Origin of the sequence: Streptomyces sp. NPDC048643 (genome assembly GCF_040650615.1) — a bacterium.
GTDB lineage: Bacteria > Actinomycetota > Actinomycetes > Streptomycetales > Streptomycetaceae > Streptomyces.
The window spans coordinates 23,673-39,209 of sequence record NZ_JBEZHO010000017.1 but is presented as its reverse complement, the minus strand read 5'-3'; the positions used below and the strand labels follow the sequence as shown (position 1 = coordinate 39,209).

At 73.4% G+C, this 15,537-nt stretch carries 11 protein-coding genes; 9 read left to right on the top strand and 2 right to left on the bottom strand.

Translation table 11 applies throughout. The annotated features are described in order from the left end of the window. Window positions 1-20 precede the first annotated feature (20 nt). Window positions 21-512: a hypothetical protein gene (locus AB0C62_RS18860; protein ID WP_362974501.1), complete on the top strand. Its 492-nt coding sequence runs from the start codon at window positions 21-23 to the stop codon at window positions 510-512. Between the two features lie 73 nt (window positions 513-585). On the opposite strand, the gene AB0C62_RS18855 is transcribed toward AB0C62_RS18860, so the two are convergent. Further along, window positions 586-1,599, bottom strand: coding sequence for a Gfo/Idh/MocA family oxidoreductase (locus AB0C62_RS18855; RefSeq protein ID WP_362974499.1), 1,014 nt, complete (start codon window positions 1,597-1,599; stop codon window positions 586-588). Between the two features lie 128 nt (window positions 1,600-1,727). Here AB0C62_RS18855 and AB0C62_RS18850 point away from each other — a divergent pair, with 128 nt between their 5' ends. The 8 genes from AB0C62_RS18850 (at window position 1,728) to AB0C62_RS18815 (ending at window position 13,714) form a co-directional block, all read left to right on the top strand. Then, window positions 1,728-2,465, top strand: coding sequence for a GntR family transcriptional regulator (locus AB0C62_RS18850; RefSeq protein WP_362974705.1), 738 nt, complete (start codon window positions 1,728-1,730; stop codon window positions 2,463-2,465). Window positions 2,466-2,744: 279 nt separating this feature from the next. Continuing rightward, window positions 2,745-3,749 carry a sugar ABC transporter substrate-binding protein gene (locus AB0C62_RS18845; RefSeq protein ID WP_362974497.1) on the top strand — a complete coding sequence of 335 codons (1,005 nt, stop codon included), beginning with the start codon at window positions 2,745-2,747 and terminating at the stop codon, window positions 3,747-3,749. Continuing rightward, window positions 3,746-4,801 carry an ABC transporter permease gene (locus AB0C62_RS18840; protein ID WP_362974495.1) on the top strand — a complete coding sequence of 352 codons (1,056 nt, stop codon included), beginning with the start codon at window positions 3,746-3,748 and terminating at the stop codon, window positions 4,799-4,801. Before AB0C62_RS18845 ends, AB0C62_RS18840 begins: the two co-directional genes overlap by 4 nt. A gap of 14 nt (window positions 4,802-4,815) precedes the next feature. Continuing rightward, window positions 4,816-5,622: an ATP-binding cassette domain-containing protein gene (locus AB0C62_RS18835; RefSeq protein WP_362974494.1), complete on the top strand. Its 807-nt coding sequence runs from the start codon at window positions 4,816-4,818 to the stop codon at window positions 5,620-5,622. 195 nt (window positions 5,623-5,817) lie between these two features. After that, window positions 5,818-6,939, top strand: coding sequence for an ROK family glucokinase (locus AB0C62_RS18830; protein WP_362974703.1), 1,122 nt, complete (start codon window positions 5,818-5,820; stop codon window positions 6,937-6,939). Beyond that, window positions 6,936-7,517, top strand: coding sequence for a sugar kinase (locus AB0C62_RS18825; protein ID WP_362974493.1), 582 nt, complete (start codon window positions 6,936-6,938; stop codon window positions 7,515-7,517). The genes AB0C62_RS18830 and AB0C62_RS18825 overlap by 4 nt, the downstream gene beginning before the upstream one ends. Window positions 7,518-7,760: 243 nt before the next feature. Continuing rightward, on the top strand, window positions 7,761-10,742 hold the full coding sequence (locus AB0C62_RS18820; protein WP_362974491.1) for an SNF2-related protein: 2,982 nt from the start codon (window positions 7,761-7,763) through the stop codon (window positions 10,740-10,742). Between the two features lie 719 nt (window positions 10,743-11,461). Beyond that, a complete protein-coding gene (locus tag AB0C62_RS18815; RefSeq protein ID WP_362974489.1) occupies window positions 11,462-13,714 on the top strand; it encodes an SWIM zinc finger family protein in 2,253 nt (750 codons plus the stop codon). 258 nt (window positions 13,715-13,972) lie between these two features. Here the strand turns inward: AB0C62_RS18815 and AB0C62_RS18810 are convergent, their stop codons facing one another. After that, window positions 13,973-15,220 (bottom strand): cytochrome P450, encoded by a 1,248-nt coding sequence (locus AB0C62_RS18810; protein WP_362974487.1) that lies wholly within the window; start codon window positions 15,218-15,220, stop codon window positions 13,973-13,975. Window positions 15,221-15,537: the final 317 nt, after the last annotated feature.

The following is a 15,537-nucleotide window of genomic DNA, read 5'->3' as shown; positions in this document are numbered from 1 at the left end:
GGACGAGAGGAGCGTCGACCGTGCTGCGTACGGCGGAGATCAGAGCGGAGCTGACCGAGCGGGAGGACACCCACCGGCTCTACTGGCGCTCCTCGCTGGAGTTCAGCCTGGACTGCTTCATCTGTGAGCGGACCGGGCGGACGACGCTGTTCGAGCGCGGAGCCGAGCAGGCGCTGTGTTCCGGCAGCCGCAGCGGGTTCAAGCGGCACCACGCCCCCGCCAGGATCGCCGGGTTCGACACCACGAGCGGCCTGGAGCGACTCGCGGTCCGGGCGCTGCTCGACTTCTGGTGGGCGCCCTTCACCGACCTCCGCGACGGCGGGAAGGCAGCCGCACCCATCGGCCACCCGTGGGTACGGCTGCATCTCGCCTATTACTGCCCGACCGCGAAGGAGGCCGGCACCTGCAGTATCCAGACCAACCTGGTCCGGCCCCACCGGCTCACGTGCAAGCACTGTGATCTGCTGCTCGCCGTCGACCGGGAGACTCCCGCCGTGCGGCTTCTCGCCTGATGGGCGCGTGAAGAAAGCCTGTGGAGAGGAGGTGAGTGATCGGGTTGGGGACGGTGCCTGCCGTGAGGCCGGGTCAGTCCCGGCCGCCCGGGATCTCCGCCGGGGACACCGGGCGGCGTTCGCGGCGGGACAGTTCGCAGGCCTCGGCGATGCGAAGGGCCTCCAGGGCCTCCCGTCCGTCGCAGGGGTTGGCGCGTTCGCCGCGGACCACCTCGACGAAGGCGGCGAGCTCCGCCTCGTACGCGGGCCCGAAGCGTTCCAGGAACCCCGTCCACGGTTTGTCCGCGGCCGGTGGACCGGCCGGCTCGGTCGAGGTGATCGGGGTGCGGTCGTCCAGGCCGACGCCGATCTGGTCCCGTTCGCCGGCCAGCTCCATGCGGACGTCGTAGCCCGCGCCGTTCAGCCGGGTGGCCGTCGCCGTGGCGAGCATGCCGTCGTCGAAGGTGAGGACCACGGCGGCGGTGTCGACGTCGCCCGCCTCGCGGAACATCGAGGGCCCGGCGTCGGACCCGACCGCGTACACCTGCACGACCTCGCGGCCGGTCACCCAGCGCAGGACGTCGAAGTCGTGGATCAGACAGTCGCGGTACAGCCCGCCGGAGAGCGGGAGATAGCCGGCCGGCGGCGGCGACTGGTCGGAGGTCATCGCGCGGACGGTGTGCAGTCGGCCGAGCCGGCCCGACCGCACCGCCTCGCGGGCAGCCGCGTAGCCCACGTCGAAGCGGCGCTGGAACCCCATCTGAAGAACCGTTCCCGCGGCGTCGACCTCGGCGAGCGCGCTCAGTGTGCCCGGCAGGTCGAGGGCGATGGGCTTCTCGCAGAAGACCGGGAGCCCGGAGCGCGCCGCCCGGCCGATCAGCTCGGCGTGCGCCGACGTGGCGGCGGTGATGACCACCGCGTCCACGCCCCAGGTGAAGATCTCGTTCACGCTCGGCGCCGCCGTCGCGCCCAGCCGGTCCGCCAGCCGCTGGGCCCGTACCGGGTCCGCGTCCGTGACGATGAGGGAGCCGCCGACCTCACGGTGGCGGCTGAGAGTCGTGGCATGGAATGTGCCGATTCGACCCGCTCCGATGAGTCCGATGCGCATGGGAACAAACTGAGGGCCGACCCGCCGCCCTGTCAATGGTTTGTCCGGACAATCGAACTTCACAACTTCCCGTCAACATCTCACGGAGCTACGCTCGGGCCGTGCCGAAACCAGATGTGGATCCGACCGTGTCGCTCCAGCTCAGCGTCGACCGCAGCAGCCCGGTCCCGCTGTACTTCCAGCTGTCGCAGCAACTCGAGGCCGCCATCGAGCACGGAGCGCTCACCCCGGGGAGTCTCCTCGGCAACGAGATCGATCTCGCCGGACGGCTCGGGCTGTCCCGCCCCACGGTCCGCCAGGCCATCCAGTCCCTGGTCGACAAGGGCCTGCTCGTACGGCGCCGAGGCGTCGGCACCCAGGTCGTGCACAGCCAGGTCAAACGCCCCCTGGAACTCAGCAGCCTCTACGACGACCTGGAGTCGGCGGGCCAGCGCCCCGCCACCCAGGTGGTCGTCAACACCGTCGAGCCGGCGTCCACCGCGGTCGCGGCCGCCCTGGGGGTCACCGAGACCAGCGACGTCCACCGCGTCGAGCGGCTGCGTCTCGCGCACGGCGAGCCGATGGCGTACCTCTGCAACTACCTGCCCCCCGGCCTGCTGGAACTCGACGGCGACCGGATGGAGGCGACCGGTCTCTACCGGCTCATGCGCACCGCCGGCATCACCCTCCACAGCGCCCGGCAGTCCGTCGGCGCCCGCGCGGCCACCGAGGAGGAGGGCGAGCGGCTCGGCGAGCCGGCCGGCTCACCCCTGCTCACCATGCAGCGCACCACCTTCGACGACACCGGCCGCGCCGTCGAGTTCGGCACGCACATCTACCGCGCCTCGCGCTACTCCTTCGAGTTCCAGCTCCTCGTCAGGCCGTGACCTTCGCACCTGTCGACCTTCGGGACCGGGGTCGCCGGCGCCCCTGACCGACGGGCACGCGCCGGGCCGCGGGGACGCCGCCACCGTCACGGGAAAGGTCGTACCGCGCCGCGTGGACGCACCGCGCGCGGGACCCGCTGGTCGGGCGGACGAGCCCCGTGATTGATACTTGGTCGTTTGGGCCGGTACGAAGCCGGTCCGAAAGGGCCTGCGGAACGGCCCCCGGGCAGGACCGCAGGGCCCGGCACACCAAGGAGCACGCAAGAAGGGCACGGCCTCGTGGCACGGACTCGGACCTGGGTAAGCATCGCGCTCGCAGGGGCGCTGGGAGTGTCCCTCGCGGGATGCAGCAGCACCGGCGGGAAGCGGGCCGAGGACGCCCGCAAGGCCGCCGCGGCCCAGGGCAGGGCCGCGGTGAACACGCCCAAGTGGACCTTCGCCATGATCACCCACTCGGGCGACGGCGACACCTTCTGGGACATCGTCCAGAACGGCGCCAAGCAGGCCGCCGTCAAGGACAACATCAACTTCCTCTACTCGCACGACGACGAGGCCCAGCAGCAGGCCCAGCTCGTGGACGCCGCGATCGACAAGAAGGTCGACGGCATCATCGTCACGCTGGCCAAGCCCGACGCCATGAAGGCCGCCGTCGCCCGCGCCCACAAGGCCGGCATCCCGGTGATCACCGTGAACTCCGGCTCCGCCGAGTCCAAGGCCTTCGGCGCGCTCACCCACATCGGCCAGGACGAGACGATCGCCGGCGAGGCCGTCGGCGACGAGCTGAACAAGCGGGGCCGCAAGAAGGCCCTGTGCGTCCTGCACGAGCAGGGCAACGTCGGCCACGAGCAGCGCTGCGCCGGCATCAAGAAGACCTTCCACGGCACCGTGCAGAACATCTACGTCCAGGGCACGAGCATGCCGGACGTACAGTCCTCCATCGGCGCCAAGCTCCAGGCCGACGGGTCCATCGACTCCGTCGTCACGCTCGGCGCCCCGTTCGCGGACACCGCGGTCAAGGCCAAGAAGGACGCGGGCAGCAAGGCCGAGATCGACACCTTCGACCTGAACGCCAAGGTGGCCGCCGAGCTCAAGGACGGCACCCTCGGCTTCGCCGTCGACCAGCAGCCCTACCTCCAGGGCTACGAGGCCGTGGACCTGCTCTGGCTGTACAAGTACAACGCGGACGTCCTCGGCGGCGGCAAGCCGGTCCTCACCGGGCCGCAGATCATCACCAAGGACCAGGCCTCCAAGCTGGAGCAGTACGCGGACCGGGGGACCCGATGACCGCCACGGCACCCGCTCCGGCGCCCGGCCCCGAGACCGACGAGCGCCTCCTGAAGACCTCACCTCTGCGCAAGCTGATGGGCCGCCCCGAACTCGGCTCCGTGGTCGGCGCGATCGCGGTCTTCCTCTTCTTCGCGGTCTTCGCCGACAGCTTCGTCCGCGCCGCGAGCCTCAGCACCGTCCTGTACGCCGCCTCGACCATCGGCATCATGGCCGTCCCGGTCGCCCTGCTCATGATCGGCGGGGAGTTCGACCTCTCCGCGGGCGTCATGGTGACCAGCTCCGCGCTGATCTCCTCGATGTTCAGCTACCAGATGACGGCCAACGTCTGGGTCGGCGTGTTCGTGTCGCTGTTCGTCACCCTCGCCATCGGCGTCTTCAACGGCGTCATGCTCACCCGCACCGACCCGCCGAGCTTCATCATCACGCTCGGCACCTTCCTCATGCTCACCGGCATCAACCTCGGCTTCACCAAGCTGATCAGCGGCACCGTCTCCACCAAGTCGATCTCCGACATGGAGGGCTTCTCCTCCGCCAAGGACGTCTTCGCCTCCACCCTCACCATCGGCGGCGTCGACTTCAAGATCACCATCCTGTGGTGGCTGGCCCTGGTCGCGGTCGCCACCTGGATCCTGCTGCGCACCCGCGTCGGCAACTGGATCTACGCCGTCGGCGGCGGCGAGGAGGCCGCCCGCGCGGTCGGTGTCCCCGTCGACAAGACCAAGATCGGCCTCTACATGGGCGTCGCGTTCGGCGCCTGGATCTCCGGCCAGCACCTGCTGTTCTCGTTCGACGTCGTCCAGTCCGGCGAGGGCGTCGGCAACGAACTGATCTACATCATCGCGGCCGTCATCGGCGGCTGCCTGATCACCGGCGGCTACGGATCCGCGGTCGGCGCGGCCGTCGGCGCCCTGATCTTCGGCATGGTCAGCAAGGGCATCGTCTTCGCCGAGTGGAACCCGGACTGGTTCAAGTTCTTCCTCGGCGTGATGCTGCTCCTCGCGACCCTGCTCAACCACTGGGTCCGCAAGCGCGCGGAGGCGACGAAGTGACCACGGACACGAACATGACCAAGGAACCCGCCGCCGCGGAACGCGCGCCGCTCGTCGAACTCGACGACGTCAGCAAGTACTACGGCAACATCCGCGCCCTCGAAGGCGTCTCGCTCGAGGTCCACGCGGGCGAGATCACCTGCGTGCTCGGCGACAACGGCGCGGGCAAGTCCACCCTCATCAAGATCATCGCGGGCCGGCACCAGCACGACGCGGGCACGCTGCGCATCGAGGGCGAGGAGACCCGTCTCTCCTCCCCGCGCGAGGCCCTGGACCTCGGCATCGCGACCGTCTACCAGGACCTCGCCGTCGTCCCGCTGATGCCGGTCTGGCGGAACTTCTTCCTCGGCTCCGAGCCGCGCAAGGGCGTCGGCCCCTTCAAGCACCTCGACGTCGACTTCATGCGCCGCACCACCCACGCGGAGCTCCTGCGCATGGGCATCGACCTGCGCGACGTCGACCAGCCGATCGGCACCCTCTCCGGCGGCGAACGCCAGTGCGTGGCGATCGCCCGCGCCGTCTACTTCGGCGCCAAGGTCCTCGTCCTCGACGAGCCGACCGCCGCCCTCGGCGTGAAACAGTCCGGTGTCGTCCTCAAATACGTGGCCGCCGCCCGGGACGCCGGACTGGGTGTTGTTTTGATCACCCACAACCCGCATCACGCGTACCTCGTGGGCGACCGCTTCGTCCTCCTCAAGCGCGGAGCCATGTCGGGCAGCCACACCCGTGACGAGATCACCCTCGACGAGCTGACACGCCAGATGGCGGGCGGCAGCGAGCTCGACGACCTGCGGCACGAACTGGAGAACCGCACGGCGTGAGGGGTGCGGGGGAGTGACCCGTTCGGCTCCGCCGGTGTGCCTGGACCGGCCCCGGACGGGCCGCGGGTCACCCCCGCCCCCGGGCTTCCGCGGTGCGGCCCCGGTACGGCGTAAGGCAGAATCGGCGCGATGAGCACCTACCGCGACCTCGCGCTCCCCCGAGCTCTCGGCTCCGCTCGGGCAGGGAGCACCTCCATGGGCTCCGCGCGGGCCACCGTCCTGCGGACCGTGGGAACACGCGAGCGCCGTTCGCACCTGACGGCCCCCCGTGTCCCCACCGTCGGTATCGACATCGGCGGCACGAAGGTGATGGCGGGCGTCGTGGACGCCGACGGCAACATCCTGGAGAAGGTCCGCGCCGAGACGCCGGACAAGTCCAAGAGCCCCAAGGTGGTCGAGGACACCATCCTCGAACTGGTCCTGGACCTCTCCGACCGGCACGACGTGCACGCCGTCGGCATCGGCGCGGCCGGCTGGGTCGACGCCGACCGCAACCGCATCTTGTTCGCCCCCCACCTGTCCTGGCGCAACGAGCCGCTGCGCGACCGCCTCGCCGGCCGCCTCGCGGTGCCCGTCCTCGTCGACAACGACGCGAACGCCGCCGCCTGGGCCGAGTGGCGGTTCGGCGCAGGCCGCGGCGAGGACCACCTCGTCATGATCACGCTCGGCACCGGCATCGGCGGCGCGATCCTGGAGGACGGCCAGGTCAAACGCGGCAAGTTCGGCGTCGCCGGCGAGTTCGGGCACATGCAGGTCGTGCCCGGCGGCCACCGCTGCCCGTGCGGCAACCGCGGCTGCTGGGAGCAGTACAGCTCCGGCAACGCGCTGGTCCGCGAGGCCCGCGAGCTCGCCGCCGCCGACTCCCCGGTGGCGTACGGGATCATCGAGCACGTCAAGGGCAGCATCGGTGACATCACCGGCCCGATGATCACCGAGCTGGCCCGCGAGGGCGACGCCATGTGCATCGAGCTCCTCCAGGACATCGGCCAGTGGCTCGGCGTCGGCATCGCCAACCTGGCCGCCGCCCTCGACCCCTCCTGCTTCGTCATCGGCGGCGGCGTCAGCGCCGCCGACGACCTCCTCATCGGGCCCGCCCGTGACGCGTTCCGCCGCCACCTCACCGGCCGCGGCTACCGCCCCGAGGCCCGGATCGCGCGCGCCCAGCTCGGCCCCGAGGCCGGCATGGTCGGTGCCGCCGACCTCGCGCGTCTCGTCGCCCGCCGCTTCCGGCGCGCCAAGCGCCGCCGCGTGGAGCGCTACGAACGGTACGAGCGCTACGCCGAGTCCCGCCGCTCGACCGAGCAGGAGTCGATGTGACGGCCTCGCTTCCCCGCCAGGCGACCTCCCCGGACGAGCCCGACCGGCCCCCGGAGGACCCCCGGCACCGGTTCCGCCGCCGCGCCCTGACGCTGCTGATCATCGTGCTGCTCATCGGCGTACCGGCCGGCTATCTGGTGATCTCCGCCAACCAGAGCCGCGACAGCGGCAAGGACAAGGAGGAGAAGTACTCGGCGACCGGCCTCACCGCGGGCTGGCCCTCCCGCGTGCAGCGCCGCCTCTACCAGATCCCGATCCCCGGCCGGTCCACCGACGTCGCGTACTACGAGACGAACAACTGGAAGACCAGCCGCCTCTACGTCCAGTTCGGGACGACCGAGGCGGGCCTCGACGGGTTCCTCAAGGGCGTCGGCGCCAAGGCCGACAACCTGAAGAAGGACGACATCACCATCGGCGACCGCGACCAGAAGGTCGTCGGCTGGGAGTTCGGCGGGCCCGGCCCCTGGTCGGGTCTCGTGCACAAGCAGAAGGACCCCGCGCCCACCCAGGACATCGTCGTGAACCGCTCCGAGCCCGGACACCCCATGGTGTACGTCGTCTCGCGCACCATTCCGTAGCGAGTCCCGCGGACCCCGCGTCCCGCAGCCCCGATCCGCACGGTTCCCGCAGGACCCGGCGGGCGCACCGACGGCCGCTCCGGCACACCTGTGGCACCCCTTCACCGACCCCGCCCGATCCCCGGACCGGCGCCCCGGCCGGGCCCCTCCCCGCCCCGCGTGGCCGTGGGAGCCGATTGTCCGACCCCGCCCGTAGAGTCGAAGACAACTGACGCGACACAGGGGCGGGAGGTGACCGGACGTATGCGTGACGCGATGGACGCGGTGGCCGAGTGGGCGCCCGCCTGGCCCTCCCCGGCCCAGGTGCCCGCCGCGCCCGCCCTCCCGGACCGGGTGCCCACCGCCGAGCCGCCCACCGTCCCGCTGCCCTCCGTGCGGCTCGCCGCCGTCTTCCTGCCCGCACCGCTCCCCCGGGAAGGACGGATCGCGTTCTGGGACCCGGACGGCGAACCGACGCCCTCCGACGACCAGCACGAGAAGGCGGCCACAAAGGAGCCCGAGGCAGCCTCGCCGAGCGGACGCTCCGCGAGTCCGCCCGCGCGCGAACGGACCGAGCTGACCGTCGTACGACCGCACGGCTCCGGAGTCCGCCGGGCCACCGTGCCCGCCCTCACCCTCTCCGTCGGCGAGGCCCTGCCCCTGCTCGCCGCGGCCCGCCGCAACCCCGCCGCCCATCCCGCCACCGCCTGCTGGGGCGCCGCCGCACTGCACGCGCTGCGCCTCGTCGCCCGCGGATGGCTGCTTCCCGGGCTCACCCCCGACGGCTTCGACTCCTGGCGCGCGGGCCCCCTCGACCAGGACGACGTCGCCCACCTGCGGGCGATCGCCGGAGCCCTGCCGTACGAGGGACACGCCGTCCCCCTCCCCGGCAAGGGACCCCTCCGGCTGCCCGAGCCGGAAGCCCTCATGCGCTCCTTCCTGGACGCGGTCGCCGACACCCTCCCGCGCACCCCCGCCGCGCCCTACGTCTCCGGCCTCCCCTTCGCGGCCCGCGCGCCCCAGCGGCTGTCCGGGGCCCACGACTGGGCGGCCGAGGTCGCCGCCGGCATGGACGCGGGCGTACGGATCTCACTGCGCCTGGACCTGTCCGCCTACCAGCTCTTCGACGACGGCGAGGGCGCCCGGCGCGCCGGCGCCGCCGTCGTCCAGGTGCACAGCCTCGCCGACCCCACCCTCGTCATCGACGCGGCGGCCCTCTGGGCGGGGGAGGCCGACGACGTCTTCGGACCCCGCGCGCGCGTCGACGCCGCCCTCGCCGTCCGCCGCGCCGCCCGCGTCTGGCCCCCGCTGGACCGCCTCTCGGAGCAGGACGTGCCGGACGTGCTCGCCCTCTCCGAGGAAGAGCTGTCGGACCTCCTCGGCGTCGCCGCGGCCCGCCTCGGCACGGCCGGCGTCGCCGTGCACTGGCCGCGAGACCTCGCCCAGGACCTCAGCGCCGCCGCGGTGGTGCGCCCCGCGCCCGGCTCGGCGACGGACGGCACCGGCTTCTTCGAGAGCGAGGAGCTCCTCCAGTTCCGCTGGCAGCTCGCCCTCGGCGGAGACCCCCTCAGCGAGGCCGAGATGGACGCCCTGGCCGAGGCCCACCGGCCCGTCGTGCGGCTGCGTGACCAGTGGGTGCTCGTGGACCCGGCGCTCGTCCGCAAGGCCCGCAAGCGCGAACTGGGCCTCCTCGACCCCGTCGACGCGCTCTCCGTCGCCCTCACCGGCACCGCCGAGGTGGACGGCGAGACCGTCGAGGCCGTGCCGGTCGGCGCGCTCGCCACCCTGCGCGACCGTCTCACGGCCGGCCTCACCCCCGTCGAGCCGCCCCCCGGCCTCCAGGCCCGCCTGCGTGACTACCAACTGCGCGGCCTCGCCTGGCTGGACCTCATGACCTCCCTCGGCCTGGGCGGCTGCCTCGCCGACGACATGGGACTCGGCAAGACGGTCACCCTCATCGCCCTCCACCTGCGGCGGGCCCGCAGCGAACCGACCCTGGTGGTCTGCCCCGCCTCCCTCCTCGGCAACTGGCAGCGGGAGATCACCCGCTTCGCACCCGGCGTCCCCGTGCGCCGCTTCCACGGCTCCGACCGCTCCCTCGACGACCTCGACGGCGGCTTCGTCCTGACCACGTACGGGACGATGCGCTCCGCCGCCGCCCACCTCGCCGAGCAGCCGTGGGGCATGGTCGTCGCGGACGAGGCGCAGCACGTCAAGAACCCCTACTCGGCGACGGCGAAGGCCCTGCGCACCATCCCGGCCCCCGCGCGCGTGGCCCTCACCGGCACCCCCGTGGAGAACAACCTCTCCGAGCTGTGGGCCCTGCTGGACTGGACGACCCCCGGCCTGCTCGGCCCCCTCAAGTCCTTCCGCGCCCGCCACGCCCGCGCCGTGGAGAACGGCGAGGACGAGGAGGCGGTGGCCCGTCTCGCGCGGCTGATCCGCCCGTTCCTGCTCCGCCGCAAGAAGTCCGACCCGGGCATCGTCCCCGAGCTGCCGCCCAAGACGGAGACGGACCACCCCGTCCCGCTGACCCGTGAACAGGCCTCCCTCTACGAGGCCGTGGTCCGCGAGTCGCTGCTCGCGATCGAGACCACCGACGGCATCGCCCGCAGGGGACTCGTCCTCAAGCTCCTGACCTCCCTCAAGCAGATCTGCAACCACCCGGCCCTGTTCCTGAAGGAGGACCCGGAGGCCGCCGCCCACGGACCGTCCGCCCGATCCGGCAAACTCGCCCTGCTGGACGAGCTGTTGGACACCCTCCTCGCCGAGGACGGCTCGGCCCTCGTCTTCACGCAGTACGTCGGCATGGCCCGCCTCATCACCGCCCACCTGACCGCGCGGGCCGTTCCGGTGGAGCTGCTGCACGGCGGCACCCCGGTCGCCGAACGCGAACGCATGGTGGACCGCTTCCAGAGCGGTGAGACCCCGATCCTGGTGCTGTCCCTCAAGGCCGCGGGCACCGGCCTGAACCTCACTCGCGCCGGCCATGTCGTCCACTTCGACCGCTGGTGGAATCCCGCGGTCGAGGAACAGGCCACCGACCGCGCGTACCGCATCGGCCAGACCCAGCCCGTCCAGGTCCACCGCCTCATCACCGAGGGCACGGTGGAGGACCGCATCGCCGAGATGCTCGAGGCGAAGCGCGCCCTCGCCGACGCGATCCTCGGCTCCGGCGAGGCGTCCCTGACCGAGCTGACCGACCGCGAGCTGTCCGACCTCGTCTCGCTCCGGAGGCCGACGTGAGCGGGACCGAGGGCGAGGAGAGCCGCGTGGACGAGACCGGGTCGGGCGTACCGGCCGACGGCACGGCCCTGCCTCGACCGGAGCCGGGGGACCGCCCCGCGGACGTGGCCCGCCGGGCGCTGCGGGCCGCCCGGGAGCGGAGCGGAGAGAGGGAGAGCGGGGAGAGCCGGGAGCGGGGCGGCCGGGAGTCGGGTGCGGCCGACGGGCCGATGGGTGCGGCTGCGGGTGCGGGAGTTGGTTCGGGCGCGGGTTCGGCTGCGGGCTCGCCTTCGTCTTCGGTTTCCGGTGAGGGGGCCGGTGGGCGCGGCGAGCCCGACGAGGGGTTCTCGTCGGCCGGGCCGCCTGCGCCCTCGGCGTCTCCTCCGTCGTCCGGCTCGTCCCCCACGTCCGGCTCGTCCGTGGGGTCCGGTGCGGGCAGGGCTTCTCAGCCGGGGTCCGCTGCCGGGGCGCGTCCCGGCGACGTGGCGCGCGAGGCCCTGCGACGGGCGACCGAGGCGGCGAGGACCGCCGGTGCCGGTGGGATTCGTACGGGTGCTGTCGGGTCTGACGGTGACGGTGTCAGTGACGACGAGCAGGCCGACACCCGTGGGCGGGGGTCCTCGGGCGGGCGTGGCGTGACCCGCGCGGGTACCCGCGCGGCCGTGGAGGCCGGCCGGAGCGGCCGCGGTGTGGGTGCCGACGCCCCATCTGCCGCGCGGAGTTGGCGTGGCGGTGGCGGTATGTCGGGTTCGGCGCCCGGCGATGAGGACGCGGCGGAGGCGGTGACCTGGGGCGTCGGCCACGAGGTCCGTGAGGTGGTCGACGAGGTCGACGGTTCGGGCCGGGACGGTGGCGGGGGTGCGCCGGGCGGTACCGAGGCAGGAGGTGCCGAGGCAGGCGGTACCGAGGCGGCGGGGTCCGTCACGCCCGGTGTCTCGGAGGCGGGGGCGACCGAGGGTGCGCGCCCAGGCGACATCGCCCGCGAGGCGTTGCGCGCCGCACGCGACGAGGCGAAGCGGGCCCGGACGGCCGGGGGTGATGCAGCGGAGGCCGCAACAGGTGTGGTGGGTCGTGGAGTTGGCGCGAAGCGAGGGGCGCGGACTCGGCCCGGCAAGGCGTCGGCCGGCGGCACCCGAGGACGTCGGAGCGGCGCGAGCGCGGCGAACTCCGAGGGAGCGTCGCGTGCCCAGGAGCTGAGGGAGCTGCTCGCCGGTGCCTTCCAGCTCCCGCCCGAGGTGTCCGACCCCGGGCTTCCCGCGCACCCCGCCGACGACGGCTCGGGCGGACGTCCCCTCGCGCATCCGGAGGGAGAGGTCGACGCGACGACGGCCGACGCAACCTTCCAGGCGCCGGCGGGCGGCTCGGACCCCCTCACCCCGGGGCTGCGCACGCATACCCGGCCCGGCTCCCGGGGCGCGGTCGGCGATGCCGTCAACTCCGTTGCGGAGCAGCTCGGTTACCGCGCAACCGAGTCCCGGACACCCGATTCCCCTACCTCGGCCACCCCCTCGCCGGAGCCGCTTCGGCCCGATCCCTCGCCGGAGCCGTCCGGGCCGCAGCCCACGGCCTCGGAAAAGGCCCCCGAGGTGAGCGAGGCGAAGCCGGACGCGCGCCCGCCGCACCCCGAATCGCAGCCCGACCCGCACGCCGAGTCGCAGCCCGACCGGCGCCCCGCACCCGGTCGTCCCGCCCCGGCGAACCCCGCTCTCGGCGAGCGGCTGCCGCGGTCCATGGCCTCCCCGGGCCGGGACGGGGAGTTGCGCCGTACGTTCCCCAGGTTCCCGGCACGGGACGCCGTGGGCGGCGCGTTCGCGGAGACGTGGTGGGGCAACGCGTGGGTCACGGCGTTGGAGGAAGGGGCCCTGGACGCGGGGCGGTTGGCGCGCGGCCGGACGTATGCCGGGCAGGGGCACGTCGACGCCATCACGGTCACCCCCGGTCTGGTCCTCGCGTACGTGCACGGCAGCCGGCCACGGCCGTACCGCGTCCAGATCAGGGTGCGGACCCTCGCCGACGCCGACTGGGACCGTTTCCTCGACGCGGCCGCCGAGCGGCCCGGACACATCGCCGCCCTCCTCGACAAGGAGATGCCGAAGTCTCTGGCGGAGTGCGGAGTCGACCTGCTCCCCGGCCCAGGCGAGCTCGAACCGCACTGCAGTTGCCCCGACTTCGGACATCCCTGCAAGCACGCGGCCGCGCTCTGCTATCAGACGGCCCGGCTGCTGGACCAGGACCCGTTCGTGCTGCTCCTGCTGCGCGGCCGGGGCGAGCGCGAACTGCTGGACGCGCTGTCGCGGCGCAACGCCACCCGCGCCGCGCGTGCGTCCCAGGAGCGGGAACCGGCGCCGCTGCCCGGGGTCCGCGCCCGTGACGTGCTCACCCGACGCGTGCTGCCTCCCCTGCCCGTGCCGCTGCAGCCGCCCGCCCATCCCGAGCAGCCACCGGCCTATCCGGGTGCTCCGGGCGGCCCGGACCCGTTCGCGCTCGACCAGTTGGCGACGGACGCGGCGGCTCGTGCGCACGCCCTGCTCACCGCGGGTCGTGATCCGGTGGCGGACCTGACGCTCTGGCAGGACGCGGTGCGTATCGCCGCCGCCCGTCCCGGATCGGGTCTGACCGCCGGCACCCGGGCCCTCTACGCCTCGCTCGCGACGGCGACCCGGCGGACCCCCTCCGATCTGGCGCGGGCGGTGGCCGCCTGGCGGCAGGGCGGGTTCGACGCGCTCGCCGTGCTCGAAGAGCCCTGGGATCCACCGGCGGGCCGGTTCGACCGGGCGAGGCCGCTGCTCCTGGCTGCCGACCTCCCCGCCTTCCGTCCCTGGCGCAACCACCTGACCCACCCGGGCGGCCACGCCCAGCTCCGCCTGGGGCGCAACGGTCTCTGGTACGCCTTCGAGTCCGAGCCGGGCCAGGACGACTGGTGGCCTCGCGGCACCCCCGACCTCGACCCCGTCGGCGCGTTGACGGGACTCGGCGCACCGGGCGATCTCTGACGCGGCCCTTCGCGGCCGCGGCGCCGTAGCGGTACGGGCGCGGGCCGCGGCGGGCAGATGAAGCGACGACGACCTCGTTGTCCGTCCACGTCCGCCGCCGTCCGCCTGCCTCGGCACACCTCCGCCGAGCCGCCGTCCGCCTGCCTCGGCACACCTCCGCCGAGCCGCCGTCCGGCTGCCTCGGCACACTCCCGCCGGTCTGACTTCGCAGGCACCCCCCGCTGGCCTGCCTCCGCAGGTCCGCCTTCGCCGGTCTGCCTACGCCGGCCCGTGGGGCAGGACGGGCAGTGCGGCCAGGCGGCGGTGCAGATAGCCGCCGCCCCATGCCAGTTCGTGCAGCGGCACCGCGAGTTCCAACCGGTGCCAGCGGCCGAGGACGGCGGTGAGGGTCACCGTGAGCTCCAGGCGGGCGAGCGCCGATCCGGGACAGTAGTGCGGACCCAGGCCGAAGCTCAGGTGACGGCCGGCGGTACCGCGGTCGGGGTCCAGCGTTCCGGGGTCGGCGTGGCAGCGCGGGTCGTGGTTGGCCGCCGCCACGGACAGCAGGACACCGCTGCCCGCCGGAATGACGGTGTCCCCGAACCGCACGTCCTCCAGCGCCACCCTCTTGGTGCTGAACGGGCCCGGGGTGTCCCAGCGCAGCAACTCGTCCACCGCGCGCGGGATCCGCGCCGGCTCGTTCCGCAGGGAGTCCTGCACGTCCGGGTGGCCCAGCAGTGCCACCACGCTCATGCCGATCGCCTGCACCGTGCTGTCGAAGCCGGCCAGCAGCAGCATCGCCAGGAGGGAGGCGACCTCGTCCTCGCTCGCACCGCCCTGCTCGTGCCAGGCGGCGAGGACGCGGGAGACGACGTCCTCACCCGGAGCGGCCTCGCGGCGGGCCATCTCGCCGCGGACGAAGGCGTCGATGCGGGCCACGCTCTCCTCGACGGCACGAGCGGTGTGGCCCGTCTTGTCCGCGAGGAGCGCCACCGGTCCGTACAGCGCGGCCCGCTCCTCCTCCCGCACCTCGAACACCTCGCACAGCGACCGGAAGGCGAACGGGCGCGCGAACGCGTCCATCAGCTCCACCGGTCCCCGCCCGCGGGCCGCGTCGGCCGCGTCGAGGAGTTCACCGGCGGCCTGTTCGATGCGTTCCCGGTGGGCGGCCATGCGCGCCGGGGTGAGGGCAGGTGTGGCCAGGCGGCGGATCCGCGTGTGGTCGGGCGGGTCGTAGTTGACCAGCGTCACGTCCAGGGCGCGCCGCCGCACGTCCGGGTCGGGAACGCGGCCGCCGCTCAGGGAGAGACGCGGGTCCAGGAATCCGGCGCGCACGTCCTCGGCACGGGTCACCAGCCACGCCGGCCGTCCGGCGGGCGTCCTGATCCGGGCCACGGGACAGGTCTCCCGGATCTCGGCGAGCGTCTCCTCCGGCCGGGCCAGGAATCCGGCCCCGAGCGGTTCCGGCAGCCGCTTCCGCTCTGCCGTGGCGGGAGGGGCGGCCGTGACGGCGGCTTCGGTGTCCATGCGGAGGCGTCCTCTCGCGGTCGCGGAGTGTGCGGCGGTCACCGTAGGAACGGCCGGTTGCCCGCCGGTTCGCGCCCGGTGCGATTCCGGTATGTCCGCGCCTCCACTGACCAGTTGAGGCAGCGCCCTGCGGCCACCTCCGTGCCGTGTCTCCCGCCGCAAGGTGCTTCGGCCGCCTTCGTGCCGTGCCACCCGCCGCAAGGCGCTTCGGCCGTCTCCGTTCCGAACTACTCGCAGCAAGGCGCTTCGGCCGCCTTCGTGCCGTGCCACCCGAAGCAACGCCTTACGGCCGCATCCGCGGCCCGCTGCCCCCCCCC

Excerpts from the sequence above, each read along its gene's own strand:
- AB0C62_RS18855 (WP_362974499.1), bottom strand. The coding sequence starts at position 1,599 with ATGCGCATCGGACTCATCGGAGCGGGTCGAATCGGCACATTCCATGCC.
- AB0C62_RS18815 (WP_362974489.1), top strand. The coding sequence starts at position 11,462 with ATGTCGGGTTCGGCGCCCGGCGATGAGGACGCGGCGGAGGCGGTGACC.
- AB0C62_RS18820 (WP_362974491.1), top strand. The coding sequence starts at position 7,761 with ATGCGTGACGCGATGGACGCGGTGGCCGAGTGGGCGCCCGCCTGGCCC.
- AB0C62_RS18835 (WP_362974494.1), top strand. The coding sequence starts at position 4,816 with ATGACCAAGGAACCCGCCGCCGCGGAACGCGCGCCGCTCGTCGAACTC.
- AB0C62_RS18830 (WP_362974703.1), top strand. The coding sequence starts at position 5,818 with ATGGGCTCCGCGCGGGCCACCGTCCTGCGGACCGTGGGAACACGCGAG.
- AB0C62_RS18840 (WP_362974495.1), top strand. The coding sequence starts at position 3,746 with ATGACCGCCACGGCACCCGCTCCGGCGCCCGGCCCCGAGACCGACGAG.
- AB0C62_RS18810 (WP_362974487.1), bottom strand. The coding sequence starts at position 15,220 with ATGGACACCGAAGCCGCCGTCACGGCCGCCCCTCCCGCCACGGCAGAG.